Genomic DNA, 13,048 nt, shown 5'->3' on the forward strand with positions numbered 1-13,048 from the left:
CTATCGCCGGAGCTTCATCTTGGCCTCGACGACCACGCCGATCATGCGGCAGCGCTCGTCGATCGGGATCATGCGATAGGCTGGGTTCAGTGGTTTCAGGTAGAGCTGGCCGGCGTCGGCCACGAGCAGCTTGAAGGTGGCCTCGTCGGCATCCACCAGCTTGGCCACCACCATGTCGCCCGGGCGCGGCTCGATGCCGGTATCGACTAGGATCAGGTGCCCCTCGGGGATGCTCGGCGGTACCGGCGAAGTCATGGAGTCGCCGCTGACGTGCAGCCAAAACGCCGGGCCCTTGGCCTGGTAGTCGGCCAGCTCGAAGGTGTCGTAGGCCCAGGGATCACAGGTCTCGATGGCCTCCTGCCAGGCGCCGGCGGCCACCCGGCTGATCACGGGGTAGCGGTAGAGGCGGTCGGGCTGCTGGGCGGGGGTGACGTTTCCGGGCTCGGCTAACTGTGAGGCTGAGGAAGCGGGCTCGCGCTCCTCCCCCTCACCGATGGCGAGCCATTCGGCACGGAACCCTGTTGCTTTTGCGAGGGCGTAGAGGTTCTCCGGCTTCAGGCTTTTGCTGTCTCCGTTGATCCACTGAGTCACGGCAGAGTTTGCGACCCCGCACTCAGCAGCAATCTCACCTTTTTTCTTGCCGCTGGCCGCTATGGCTTTGGCGATTCGCTCGTGTCTTTCCATCGTCTGAGTTTAAGTTAACTGAATTTAAGCATGCATCGCGTGTGCAGTGGCTGTTGACTGCTTAAATTAAGCATGCTGAAATTCGCGCAAGCTATCCCGAGGTGGTCGCAATGAAGACGCAAGAAGTGGCCGACTTTTTCGGCGGCAGGAAGAAGCTGGCAGACGCTCTGGGTATCCGTCCGAGCGCCGTGAGCATGTGGGGGGAAACGATCCCTGTCTCGCGGCAGTACCAGATCCAGGTCATCTCCAAAGGCAAGTTCAAGGCTGAGCAAGAGTCCGAGGCTCCCCCTGCCGCCTGATTCCCACCCCGACCCGGTAACCGCCCCATAACCGAGGAACCATCCCATGACGAAACTCCGCGAAGACCGGCGCCGCAAGGCGCCCGGGACGCATCTGACCGAAGAGATCAAGGTGCGCGTGTGCACCGAGGACCACCGCGAGCTGATTGAGGCCTCGCGGCTGAGCCACGCCGAGAACCTGACCGGCTACGCCCGGGACTGCATGTTCATCGGCCACCGCCTGCAGCAGGGCGGCCAGCGCGAGCAGATCCTGGCGGCGCTGGTGCTGCAGCAGAAGGCGCACACCCTGGCGGCGTTGTTCCGCGGTGAGCAGCTGGATCCGGAGCGCCTGAGCGAGCTGCTGGCGCAACTGGTGAAGCAGGCCGGCGAGGCCAGTGTGCGGAAAAGGAAAAGCGCCTGACAGGCCCTAGTAGCCAAGGAGAAAGCAATGTTCGCGAATGACGTATGTGATGCGGCACTGGAGCGGTTGAGCCCCGCTGAGCGGCGAGAGCTAGACCAGGAGGCGGCCCGCCGCGGTTGTAACCCCAGCGATGCGCTGGTGGCCGTGGCGCTGGAGAACCTGCAGCAGCAGCTCTACGCGCTGACCGCAACAAGTGGCCGGCGCCTGGTACTGGTCAAGGGGTGAGCCGGGAGGCCTCGCGAGAGCGAGGCTTTCCGACATGGGAGGCCCTACCAGGGCGCAATGGGACTGCTGAATGCCAAGTTTCCAGATCAACGACGATGAGCGCAGGGCCTTGCGAGGTCTGCCGATGCTGGCGCGCGAGATCTACGTGTTCGGCCTGCGGCCGTTCATGGACTTCTCGACCGGCATCGTCGGCATCAAGCGCGGCGTCTCGTGGAAGTCCATCGCCGAGGAGCTGTACGTCGAGCCGCACCAGGGCATCAAGGGTGGTGAGTCGTCCGAGAAAGAGCTGCGGCGCGCCCTGGTCTGGCTGCAGAAGGCGGGCTTGCTCGGCCAGAACCAGGCCGAGAGGCGCCTCGTTTTCGAGCTGCTGCTGGCAACACGGGATCAGTCCGCCCGAAATAAAGTGGGCAGTAAGTGGGCAGATGAAGTGGGCAGTGATGTGGGAGGGTCGCAGCCCAGTAACGACGCGGCTTCCACGGAAGAAGAGGGCAGAGAAGTGGGAGGGGGTGAATTGCCGAAAGTGGGCACACCTCCGGTATCCGGTAAAAGCAATCCTACAGCACACAACGCGCGTGAGGCGTTCGACGCCCGAGACCGTTTCCCCATGCACGATGGCTGGGAGCCTGGTCGCAGCACCTTCGCGGCGGTGCTCATGCGAAACGGCATGGCCAACGTGCGATTCCACCCCGATCAACTCCTGGAGTTCCGCAGCTACTGGATCGCCAGGACTGACAAGCATCAGTCGCAAGCTCAGTGGGAGCACCAGCTCGCCCAGCAGCTCAAGCGCACCACCCGAATCCAACAATCCAGACCTGAGGACATGGCCCATGAAGCCCGTGGACGAACTCCTGCGCGGCGCACGCGCAACGCTGTCGACATCCTGCACGACGACAACTGGTGATTCTGTGGAGAGCAATGTGCACGACCTGGAGGCCAGGGCGCGTAATGCCGTCAAGCGCGTGTTCGCCACGCTCAAGACCAGCTACCCGGCCTGGTACGAGCGGCATTACGGCGACGTGCGCGCTGAGAGTCTCGCCAAGCGGATCTGGATGACTGGCATCAAGTCCCTGACCGATGTCCAAGTCGATCGCGGCCTGCAGCGGATGGTGCTGGACGCCGATTTCCCACCCAGCCTCAAGGAGTTCGTGAAGCTGTGCCTGCGCATCGATGGGCTTCCTGATGCCAGTACCGCTTGGTATCAGGCCCTGCGCAAGCGCTACAGCCACGAGGCCGTGAGGGTGGCCGCCAAGCTGACGGGAACCTACGACCTGCAGCGCTCCGGCTATGGCGACGTCGTGCTGCGGGCCGAGTTTGAGCGCAACTACGCCATCGTGGTGCGCCGCTTGGAAAATGGCGAGCCCCTCGATAGCGCGATCCTGAAGGGCATTTGCCACGACAGCCAGAAGTCGGCCATCGAACTGGCCGACGAACATGCTGAGCGGCAGCTACAGGAGCGCCTCGAGCGGCAGGGGATCCCGCAAGCTGGCCAGGCTGCGCGTTTGGCACTGCTGGCCAAGATGCGGATCCGTCGCGGAGGGCAGTTGCATGGCTGACTTCCGCCCCATCGTGTTCGCCGTCCCGGGCGAGCCCCAGGGCAAGGGCCGCCCGCGGATCGGTCGGGTAGGCCAGCATGCCCGCATGTTCACGCCAGCCAAGACCGTGGCCTACGAGGGCCTAGTAGCGCTGGCCGCCCAGGAGGCGATGCAGGGCCGCGACATGATCACCGGGCCGGTGCTGATCGAGCTGCACATCCTGCATGGGGTGCCTCAATCCATGTCGAAAAAGCGGAAAGCCCAGGCGCTCGCCGGCGAGCTGCTGCCGATGAAGAAGCCCGACACGGACAACGTGCTCAAGGCCATCTGCGACGGCTGCAATGGGGTGGTCTGGAAGGATGACGTGCAGGCAACCGATGGGGTTTTCCGGCGTCGGTACAGCGAGACGCCAGGCGTCAGGGTGCGGATCGTGCCGCTGATGGAGGGTGAGTAGTGCGCGGTTTCGTCGTTGCGCAGGCATAAAAAAAGCGACCCACCCGAAAGTGCAGCCGCCCGTGACAAGGCCAATGGTAGCAGCTTCTGGGGAGGTGACCGCATGCGGTGGAGAACGCGGCATTACGACTGTGAGCAGCAGCTCACGCTGGACCTGACGATCATTCACGCTGCGCCAGTGCGGACGACTTGTGCGAGCGGGACGCCGATCATGATCGACGGGGTGACCAGGCCGGCAAGCGAGTGGGCCGAGCTGCGCGGGCTGAAGTGGCAGACGGTGAAGATGCGCAGGATGCGCGGTGACACCTGGCGGGATGCGTTGGATCCGGAGCGGCCACGCGGGTTGTGGATGCAGGGATGGATGATCGGAAGCAGGCCTGGACAGGAGCTCAGGGCGGGCTGTTGACCGACCTCACCAGTCACATAGCGTCGACGGCACCTCATCACTGGACAAGGTGCACGAAGAATGGCGGCCCAGCACACGCACACGGAATTCGCGGCGGAAGTGGTCGGCGCCTCGCTTGGTCAGAAGGCGACGATGGCCGGCGCGGCCACAGGTCTGGTCGGCTGGTTGGCGCAGGTGAACTGGATCGGGATTGCCGGCGTGATCATTGCCGCGCTGGGCCTGGCGGCGAACATCTACTTCCAGATTCGCCGCGACCGGCGTGAGGCAGCCGAGAGCACGGCACGCATCGAAGCGCTCAAGGAGCGCTGCGAGCCATGAATCGGACACGCCAAGCTGTTGCGGTGCTCGCCTTGAGCGCTGCTGGTTTCGCCGCCTGGGTGGGAGGCGAAGGGCTGTCGCTGGTGCCCTACGTCCCGACCCGGGGCGATGTGCCGACCATCGGCCACGGTAGCACTCGCTATGAAGACGGCACGCCGGTGCGGTTGAGCGATCCGCCGATCACCCGCGCACGAGCCCTGCAGCTGGCGCGCAACCTCCACAGCGAGGAAGAGCAGCGTTTCCGCGCCTCGCTGCCCGGGGTGGCGCTGCACCAGGAGGAGTACGACCTCTACCTCGATTTCACTGGCCAGTTCGGCATCGGCAACTGGCGCACCAGCTCCATGCGCCGACACCTGCTGGACGGTGAGTACCGCCAGGCGTGCGATGCGCTGCTCAAGTGGCGCCGCCAAGGCGGGCGCGACTGCAGCCTCCCGCAAAACTGGGGGCCGAAGGGCTGCAAGGGCGTGTGGACTCGGCAGCAGGAGCGGCACCGCAAGTGCCTGGAGGCGCAGTGATGATCAACATGCGGGCGATCACCCTCGCCAGCGGTGCCGGCCTGGCCGTTGGCCTGCTGCTGGGGATGACCCTGCAGGGGTGGCGCCTTGGTGCGGAGCTGGCCGACCTGCGAGCCGATCACGCCATGGAGCTGCAACGCCTCGCAGACACCCATGCCGCCGCACTCGCCGCTCAGCAGCAGGCCCGGCAGCACCTCGAGCAGCAGCTCGCAGCAATCGACACCCAGCGCTACCAGGAGCTGACCCATGCCCAAGCAAACACCGATCGCCTTGCTGCTGATCTCGCTTCTGCTCGCCAGCGGTTGCGCGTCCGAATCGATCCGGCCAGTTGCTCAGGATTGCCCACCACCACCGGCGCCCCCGGCTTGGATGATGGCGCGGGAGCCCGAGCAGACCTACACCCAGCAGATGCAGCGGCTCTTGTCCGAGTGACGGGGAGGGCGGATGAGTGCCGGGCCAGGCTGACAGCGCTGCAGGAGTGGGTGAGGGCGTTCGGGGAGCAGAAGTAGGTAGCTTTGGTCGGCCCTGAAGAGGACTAGTCCGCGGAGGCCAATACTTCAGCAACCCTGGCAGAGTGCTCGCCCTTTCCCTTGGTTGCAGTAGTCGTCTTGGTTGTCGTCCTAACACGTACACGTAGCTCATAGTGCCCAGCGTACGTGCGCGAGTCGAATAGGTTCGCCAGGTGCGCTGCGAACTGCTCGGTCAGCTCGACGCTGTTCAAGTACAGGGTCTTGTTGGTCAGCCGGCCGCTTGGAGATACGGACAGGGTGATGGGTGTCTCGCCGGCCTGGTCAGTGTGCTGAAGGTTACTCGGCAGCAGCTCGTTTGGGATGCGGACTTCAACCGTGGCGTACTCGACGACCGACCTGTTCGGGTAGTCCCCTGCTTGGCGTAATAGCGTCATCAACCTCTCCCGAATGAAGCAATCCATTTGCGCCCAACATAATTGCCCGGCTACCCCCACATCAATCGGATCCCCTGGACTTTTGTGCCATGGAGTTGAATTCGATGCCCTTGCTCGTTTGGGCCAGTCACATAGCGTTACCTTCGATCCAGATCGAGGATAGGCACTGTGAGCGATACGCCCGCCAAGACCACCAAGCCACGCAAACCGGCAGCCAAGAAGGATGCCGGCAAGTCGCGCCCTGTAGGCAGGCCGACCCTGTACCGCGCCGAGTTCGCCGAGCAGGCGCGGAAGATCTGCTTGCTGGGTGCAACTGATGCAGAGCTGGCGTCAGTTTTCGAGGTGAGCGAGCAAACGCTCAATAAGTGGAAGAAGCAGCATCCCGAATTTCTTGAGTCCATCACGCGAGGAAAGCTGATCGCAGACGCCGAAGTGGCCGATCGCCTCTACCAGCGTGCGCTCGGGTACAGCCACACGGCCGTCAAGATCATGACCGTTGCCAACCAGGTAGTACGCGAGGAGTACGTCGAGCACTACCCGCCCGATACCCCTGCGGCGTCGCTTTGGCTGCGCAATCGTCAGCCGGCGAAGTGGCGCGACAAGATCCAGACCGAGCACTCCGGCCCTGACGGCGGCCCGATCCAGGCGCGCGTGGCCATCGAGTTCGTCAACCCGCCGTGCCGCGAGGCCGAGGACGCATGACGGCAGCCACTCGACTGCAGCTCACCGCGAAACTGGCGCCGCTGTTCCAGCCCAGGCGCTACAAGGTGATGCACGGTGGCCGCGGTGGCGGCAAGTCGTGGGCTGTGGCGGCTGTGTTGCTGGTGATGGCAGCCGACCGGCCGTTGCGCATCCTCTGCGCCCGCGAGGTGCAGAAGTCGATGCGCGACTCGGTTCACCGCCTGCTCAAGGACACCATCGTCCGTCTGGGCCTGGAAGCGTTCTTCGAGGTGCTGGACAGCGAGATCCGCGGGGCCAACGGTTCGCTGTTCCTGTTCAGCGGCCTGCAGAGCCATACGGTCGACTCGATTAAGTCGTTCGAGGGTGTCGACATCGTGTGGGTGGAGGAGGCGCACGGCGTCTCCAAGAAGTCGTGGGACGTGCTGATCCCGACGATCCGCAAGGAGGGCAGCGAAATTTGGCTGACCCTCAACCCGGACATGGACACTGATGACACCTACGTCAGGTTCATCGCCGCACCGAGCAGCGACACCTGGGTGTGCGAGGTCAACTGGCGTGACAACCCGTGGTTCCCCGAGGTGCTCAACGAAGAACGCAAGAAGGCGAAGCGCACCAGCAGCCAGGAAGACTACGAGCACATATGGGAGGGTAAACCGCGGCGCGTGGCCGAAGGCGCAATCTACCGGCACGAGATCGACGCGCTGTATGCCGAAGGGCGAGTGTGCCCGGTGCCATATGACCCGCTGCTACCCGTGCACACCATCTGGGATCTGGGCTGGAACGACGCGATGACGATCATCCTCGCGCAGCGCGGTCCGCAGGACGTGCGGATCATCGACTACCTCGAGGACAGCAACCGCACCCTGGACTGGTACGTGGCCCAGCTGGAGCGGCGCCCGTACCGCTGGGGCGTCGACTATTTGCCGCACGACGGCCGCACGCGCAATTTCCAGACCGGCAAGAGCACCGAGGAACTGCTGCGCGAGCTGGGCCGCAGGCAGGTGGTCGTGCAGTCGGCCACCAGCGTGGAGGAGGGCATCAAGTCGGCGCGCCTGCTGTTCCCACGCTGCTACTTCGATCAGGCCCGGACTGCCCGGCTGGTCGAGTGCTTGAAGCGCTACCGCCGCGACATCCACACCAAGACCGGCGAGCCGATGGCGCCGCTGCATGACGAGTTCAGCCACGGCGCCGACGCGTTCCGCTATCTCGGCCAGGCTGTGCACCAGATGCCGAGCGCTCACGCTGCCGATGACTATGAAGAAGCCCCACCGCCGGACTGGCGCACCTGACCGAGGAACCCCATGGACGCCGCGAACATCAAGGCCCCTGAGGCGCCGGCTGACGAGCTGGCGCTGAACCTGAACGAATACACCGAGATCATGGCGGAGATTGAGGAGCAGCCGCGCTGGCGAACGACTGCCGACCGGGAGATGGACTATGCCGACGGCAACCAGCTGGCCAGCGATCTGCTCCAGCGGCAGCGTGAGCTGGGTATACCGCCGGCGGTCGAGGACCTGATAGGCCCGGCACTGCTGTCGATCCAGGGCTACGAGGCGACCATCCGTACCGACTGGCGCGTCACCGCTGCCGGCGGTACCGGCGGGCAGGATGTGGCCGACGCGCTCAACTACAAGCTCAACCAGGCCGAGCGCGAGAGCCGCGCCGACCGCGCCTGCTCGGATGCGTTCCGCGGCCAGATCGCCGTCGGTATCGGATGGGTCGAGGTACGCCGCGAGAGCGATCCATTCAAGTTCCCCTACCGCTGCCAGGCCGTGCACCGCAACGAGATCCACTGGGACTTCGCCGCGCAGGAGCCCGATCTTTCCGATGCGCGCTACCTGCGCCGGCAACGCTGGCTGCATCCGTCGCGGCTGGCGCTGATGTTCCCGCAGCACCGCGAGTTGATCCTGAGCATCGATCGACACGGTCCCGGCTGGTGGGCTGAACAGGCCATCGAAGCGGCAGACGGCGGCAGTTCGACCGGACTGAACAATGCCTGGGCCGAGGCGCGCGCGTGGACCGCGCTGGAGGAGCGCTGGTACAACCCGACCAGCAAGGAGGTCTGCGTCGCTGAGGTCTGGTACCGGCGCTGGGTTCGTGTGCCGGTCATCAAGACGCCGGACGGCCGCGTGGTGGAGTTCGACGAGGGCCACCTGGCGCACCAGGTGGCGGTCGCCTCGAGCGCGACTGTGCCGCAGATGGCGGTGGTGGCGCGCGTGCGCCGCAGCTACTGGCTCGGCCCGCACCTGCTGGACGATGCCCCGAGCCCGTACAGCCACAGCCACTTCCCATACGTGCCGTTCTGGGGCTTCCGTGAGGACACCACGGGCGTGCCCTACGGCTACGTGCGCGGGATGATCTATCCGCAGGACTCGCTCAACAGCGGCATCAGCAAGCTGCGCTGGGGGTTGTCCGCAGTGCGCACTGAGCGGACCAAGGGCGCGGTGGCGATGAGCGATGCGCAGTTCCGCCGGCAGATCGCCCGCGTGGATGCGGACATCGTGCTGGACGCCGATCACATGGGGCGCAATGGCGCTCGCTTTGAGGTCAAGCGCGACTTCCAGCTCAACGCTCAGCACTTCCAGATGATGCAGGATGCGCGGCAATCGATTCAGCGAGTCTCGGCCGTCACTGCGGGCTTCATGGGCAAGCAGGGCACGGCTACGTCTGGGCTGCAGGAGCAGACGCAGGTGGAGCAGTCGAACCAGTCCCTGGCACGGGCGATGGATAACTTCCGCGCCGCGCGAAGCATGGTCGGCGAGCTGCTGCTGTCGATGATCATCGACGACCTGGGCGATCAGGAGCAGGTGGTCGTCATCGAGGGTGACGCAGTGCGCGAAGATCGCACGGTGGTCATCAACAAGCCCGAGGTCGATCCAGTCAGCGGCTATCACTACCTGAGCAACGACTTGCTGCGCACGCGTCTGCAAGTGGCGCTCGAGGAGGTACCAAGCACCGCCAGCTACCGCGGCCAGCAACTCAACGCCATGTCCGAGGCGGTCAAGTCGCTGCCGCCGCAGTACCAGGCCGCCATGATGCCGTTCATGGTCAGCCTCATGGACGTGCCATTTAAGCGCGACGTGGTGGAAGCAATCCGCGCTGCTGCCCAACAGGAGAGTCCAGAGCAGGTCGAGCAGCGCATCCAGCAGGCGGTGCAGGATGCTCTGGCCAAGTCCGGCGCGGAGTTGAAGCTGCGCGAGCTGGCGATCAAGGAGCGCAAGAGCGAGTCGGAGATCGCCGAGATCCAGGCGCGCGCGGTGCAGATCGGCGTGCAGGCGGCCTACAGCGCCATGCAGGCTGGTGTGCAGGTGGCCAGCATGCCGCAGATCGCCCCCATCGCCGATGCCGTCATGCAGGGCGCCGGGTACCAGCGGCCGAATCCCGCCGGGCAGGATCCGAACTTCCCGGTGTCGACCGGCGCGCAGACGCCGCAGGTCAGCCAGCCCACGCCCGGGGTTCAGCAGAACACCAGCCCCGCCTACCCACCGGTACCGCAGGATGGTCCGTCGCCGATGCAGGGGATCGAGACGCCCAGGCCCGACGACAACCTACAGGCCTGACCAGCCAACTACATCCTCGATCTGGCCCGCCAATGTGCGGGCCTTTTTGTTCCTGCTCCAAGGGGTTGCGCAGCCTCTCCAGTCACATAGCGTCCGCTACATCGATCGGCAATCGCCCGTCGAGATCAACTGAAACCCATGCGGCCACGGCGACATGTGGCGGGACAGGTATGAGCAGAGCAGACGATTTCATCCAGCAACACGCAACCGACGGCACCCTGACCACTGAGCAGGCGGCCCAGCTTCTTGAGCTGGCCATGGGCGATACCGGCACCTCGCCGGACAGCAGCGAGGCGCCCGCCGCTGCCCCTGAGCAGCAGCAACCCGAGCCGTCGGGCGAGCAACCCCAGGCGCAAGCCGCCGAGCCTGAGCCGGCCGATGCCGTGCTGATGGCGAAGGACGGCAAGCACACCATCCCCTACGAGCGGCTGACCGAGGCTCGCCAGCAGGCCCAGCAGTACAAGGGTCAGCTGGAAGAGAAGCTAACTCGCATGCAGGACCTGGAGCAGGAGCTGGCAGCCGCCCGTGCGGCAGCGCAGCAACCTGCCAGCGTCGAGCAGAAGGCTCCCGATGTGGAGCAGGAAGCCGACATCAAGGTCCTGCGCCGCCAGCTCCGCGAGGCGATCTACGAAGGCGACGACGACAAGGCCGAAGCTCTGGAAGACCAGATCGACAGCCTGACCGCCAAGCGCCAGGTATCTATCGCCGAACAGCGCGTCGCCGATCTTCGTAAGGAGATCGAGTCCCTGCAGAAGTACAAGCAGGAAGACGCCGCGGCGGCCCACTACCGCGCCATCTACGAGAAGCACCCGGACGCTGACTCCATCGCCGAGAGCAAGGAGCTGGTTGAGTGGATCGACTCGCAGGTGAATGCGCTGCCGTCGGCCGTGCGTGCCGATGTACGCGCCGGCTACGAGCGGGTGCTTCAGAGCGGGAGCGCGCAGGAGGTGGTGGAGCTGCTCGATGCGTTCAAGGTTGGACGGAATCAACAACCACCGGCGGACCTCAAGGCTGCCGCACAACAGGCCGTCGCCAAGGCCGCGGCAGCGGCGCCCGCCAGCCTTTCGGACATTCCGGGTGGCCGGGTGGCGCCGACGTCGCGCGACGAGGCGCTGGCAAGCATGAGCGGCCCCGAGCTGGCCGACGCCATGGCGAGCATGACCCCGGAGCAGATCGAAGCCTATCTGAGCCGGAGTCTGTGAGCCGACAGTCCCGAATTAGGAGCACTCCATGACCAGCAAGACCAACATGGGTTACGGCGATCCGCAGGCGATGGTGCAGCAGGCGGTTGGCCTGTTCGCCACCCATTGCCAGCGCAATTCGACCATGGCCCGCCTGACCGGCAAGATGCCGACCGGCACCGCCGGCGCCGAAGCCACCCTGCGTAAGCAGACCACCCAGCACATGCCTATCGTCCGCTGCCAGGACCTCGGCAAGGGCAAGGGCGACGAGGTCACCTTCCACCTGCTCAACCCGGTCGGTGGCTACCCGATCATGGGCGGCGAGTACGCCGAGGGCCGCGGCGTGGGCATGAAGCTGTCCGAGGACCGCCTGCGCGTGAACCAGGCGCGCTTCCCGCTGGACCTGGGCGACACCATGACCACCATCCGCAGCCCGGCCGACTTCCGCCGCCTCGGTCGCCCCGTCGCCCAGCAGAAGATGGACCAGTACGTCGACCAGTCGCTGCTGGTGCATATGGCCGGCGCCCGCGGCTTCCACGACAACATCGAGTGGGCCGTGCCCACCGAGGCGCACGCCAAGTTCGAGCCGATCATGGTCAACAAGGTCAAGGCGCCGACCAAGAACCGCCACTACATCGCCGACGGCGGCAATGGCATCAAGCCGTTCGCGGCCAATGCCGGCGAGATCGACCTGGCCACCACCGACCTTCTGAAGATGGACACCATCGACGGCGTCCGCACGGTGATGGAGCAGATTGCTCTGCCGCCGCCGGCCGTGGTGTTCGAGGGCGACAAGGCAGCCACCGACTCGCCAATCCGCGTGCTGCTGGTGTCTCCGGCACAGTACAGCGGCTTCTCCACCGATCCGAACTTCCGCAGCCTGCAGGCTTCGGCCATGGCACGTGCCCAGCAGGCCGGCGGCCACCCGTTGTTCATGGGGGATGCCGGCCTGTGGAACGGGGTACTGATCGTCAAGATGCCCAAGCCCATCCGCTTCTATGCCGGCGACACCCTCCGCTACTGCGAGGCCTACGACAGCGAGGCGGAGTCCAGCTGCAAGGTGCCGGATAGCTTCACCGACAGGTTCGCCGTTGACCGCGCAATCCTGCTCGGCGGCCAGGCGGTGGCCGAGGCGCTGGCGGCCAGCGAGAAGTCGAAGATCCCGTTCTTCTGGAGTGAGAAGGAGCTGGACCACGGCGACAAGATTGAGCTGCTGCTCGGTGCCATCCGCGGCGTGTCGAAGATCCGCTTCGCCATCGAACACGGCGACGGCGTGCAGTTCACCGACTACGGCGTGACCGCCATCGACACCGCCGTGCCGATCATCGGCGCTCGCAAGTGATGACCTGGGCCGGGTAACACCGGCCCAGCCTTCCGTTTCGAGATGAGGAGCCGCACATGGCCACCGTAAAGATCAAGCAGTACCACGCCCGCCAGTTCGGCGGTGCCGCAGGCGCCTACGGCAACAGCACCCGCCTGCATTTCCAGCTCAAGACCAACGCCACGGGCGCTGCCATCGGTGCCGATTCCAGCGCCGCATTGGCCTCCGGCGATGTGGTGGATCTCGGCCCGCTGCCGGCTGGCATGCGCCTGGACGACAGCCTGTTGATCATCTCCGCCGGCATGACCGCCACCATCACCGGCAAGCTGGGTTTCAAGTACGAGGACGGCGCGGACTCCGCCGTAGTGCCGCAGGACGATGACTATTTCGGCGCCGACCTTGATCTGGCCGCTGCTGCGCGTCTGCGCAACGCCACCAGCAACGCGCCAGTGGTGCTGCCCAAGCCGGCCCGACTGATCCTGACCACAGCTGCGGCTGCCAACGCCAAGGCCAGCCAGCTGGACATCGTAATCAGCGGCGAGCTGACCGGCCAGTAACTGGAGGAGGGG

At 65.3% G+C, this 13,048-nt stretch carries 16 protein-coding genes; 15 read left to right on the forward strand and 1 reads right to left on the reverse strand.

All coding sequences use genetic code 11. The annotated features are described in order from the left end of the window. Positions 1–684: a LexA family protein gene (locus BM297_RS02840; RefSeq protein WP_092428096.1), complete on the reverse strand. Its 684-nt coding sequence runs from the start codon at positions 682–684 to the stop codon at positions 1–3. Positions 685–794: 110 nt separating this feature from the next. On the opposite strand from BM297_RS02840, the gene BM297_RS02845 reads away from it, so the two are divergent. The 15 genes from BM297_RS02845 to BM297_RS02925 all read left to right on the forward strand — a co-directional run bounded on the left by BM297_RS02845 (position 795) and on the right by BM297_RS02925 (position 13,036). Then, positions 795–983 carry a Cro/CI family transcriptional regulator gene (locus BM297_RS02845; protein WP_092428098.1) on the forward strand — a complete coding sequence of 63 codons (189 nt, stop codon included), beginning with the start codon at positions 795–797 and terminating at the stop codon, positions 981–983. A gap of 46 nt (positions 984–1,029) precedes the next feature. After that, entirely contained in the window at positions 1,030–1,383 is a 354-nt protein-coding gene (locus BM297_RS02850; protein WP_092428100.1) for a hypothetical protein, read from the forward strand. Positions 1,384–1,410: 27 nt separating this feature from the next. After that, positions 1,411–1,608, forward strand: coding sequence for a hypothetical protein (locus BM297_RS02855; protein ID WP_092428102.1), 198 nt, complete (start codon positions 1,411–1,413; stop codon positions 1,606–1,608). Positions 1,609–1,678: 70 nt separating this feature from the next. Next, positions 1,679–2,509 (forward strand): DnaT-like ssDNA-binding domain-containing protein, encoded by an 831-nt coding sequence (locus BM297_RS02860; RefSeq protein ID WP_092428104.1) that lies wholly within the window; start codon positions 1,679–1,681, stop codon positions 2,507–2,509. Further along, the gene (locus BM297_RS02865) at positions 2,436–3,161 is read left to right on the forward strand and encodes a replication protein P (protein ID WP_175526585.1); all 726 of its coding nucleotides are present in this window, start codon (positions 2,436–2,438) and stop codon (positions 3,159–3,161) included. Before BM297_RS02860 ends, BM297_RS02865 begins: the two co-directional genes overlap by 74 nt. Beyond that, a complete protein-coding gene (locus tag BM297_RS02870; RefSeq protein ID WP_092428106.1) occupies positions 3,154–3,594 on the forward strand; it encodes a RusA family crossover junction endodeoxyribonuclease in 441 nt (146 codons plus the stop codon). Before BM297_RS02865 ends, BM297_RS02870 begins: the two co-directional genes overlap by 8 nt. 465 nt (positions 3,595–4,059) lie before the next feature. Further along, positions 4,060–4,317, forward strand: coding sequence for a holin (locus BM297_RS02880; RefSeq protein ID WP_092428108.1), 258 nt, complete (start codon positions 4,060–4,062; stop codon positions 4,315–4,317). Continuing rightward, the gene (locus BM297_RS02885; protein ID WP_092428110.1) at positions 4,314–4,832 is read left to right on the forward strand and encodes a glycoside hydrolase family protein; all 519 of its coding nucleotides are present in this window, start codon (positions 4,314–4,316) and stop codon (positions 4,830–4,832) included. The genes BM297_RS02880 and BM297_RS02885 overlap by 4 nt, the downstream gene beginning before the upstream one ends. Next, on the forward strand, positions 4,832–5,341 hold the full coding sequence (locus BM297_RS02890; RefSeq protein ID WP_092428112.1) for a lysis system i-spanin subunit Rz: 510 nt from the start codon (positions 4,832–4,834) through the stop codon (positions 5,339–5,341). Before BM297_RS02885 ends, BM297_RS02890 begins: the two co-directional genes overlap by 1 nt. A 563-nt stretch (positions 5,342–5,904) precedes the next feature. Then, the gene (locus tag BM297_RS02900) at positions 5,905–6,438 is read left to right on the forward strand and encodes a terminase (protein WP_217648234.1); all 534 of its coding nucleotides are present in this window, start codon (positions 5,905–5,907) and stop codon (positions 6,436–6,438) included. Then, entirely contained in the window at positions 6,435–7,706 is a 1,272-nt protein-coding gene (locus tag BM297_RS02905) for a PBSX family phage terminase large subunit (protein ID WP_092428114.1), read from the forward strand. The genes BM297_RS02900 and BM297_RS02905 overlap by 4 nt, the downstream gene beginning before the upstream one ends. Positions 7,707–7,718: 12 nt before the next feature. Next, positions 7,719–9,977 carry a portal protein gene (locus BM297_RS02910; protein WP_092428116.1) on the forward strand — a complete coding sequence of 753 codons (2,259 nt, stop codon included), beginning with the start codon at positions 7,719–7,721 and terminating at the stop codon, positions 9,975–9,977. A 170-nt stretch (positions 9,978–10,147) separates the two neighbouring features. Beyond that, positions 10,148–11,179 (forward strand): hypothetical protein, encoded by a 1,032-nt coding sequence (locus tag BM297_RS02915; protein WP_092428118.1) that lies wholly within the window; start codon positions 10,148–10,150, stop codon positions 11,177–11,179. A gap of 28 nt (positions 11,180–11,207) precedes the next feature. Continuing rightward, the gene (locus BM297_RS02920) at positions 11,208–12,500 is read left to right on the forward strand and encodes a phage capsid family protein (RefSeq protein WP_092428120.1); all 1,293 of its coding nucleotides are present in this window, start codon (positions 11,208–11,210) and stop codon (positions 12,498–12,500) included. Between the two features lie 56 nt (positions 12,501–12,556). Further along, positions 12,557–13,036 carry a hypothetical protein gene (locus tag BM297_RS02925; RefSeq protein WP_092428122.1) on the forward strand — a complete coding sequence of 160 codons (480 nt, stop codon included), beginning with the start codon at positions 12,557–12,559 and terminating at the stop codon, positions 13,034–13,036. Positions 13,037–13,048: the final 12 nt, after the last annotated feature.

The sequence above is a fragment of the Geopseudomonas sagittaria genome, from assembly GCF_900115715.1.
Lineage (GTDB): Bacteria > Pseudomonadota > Gammaproteobacteria > Pseudomonadales > Pseudomonadaceae > Geopseudomonas > Geopseudomonas sagittaria.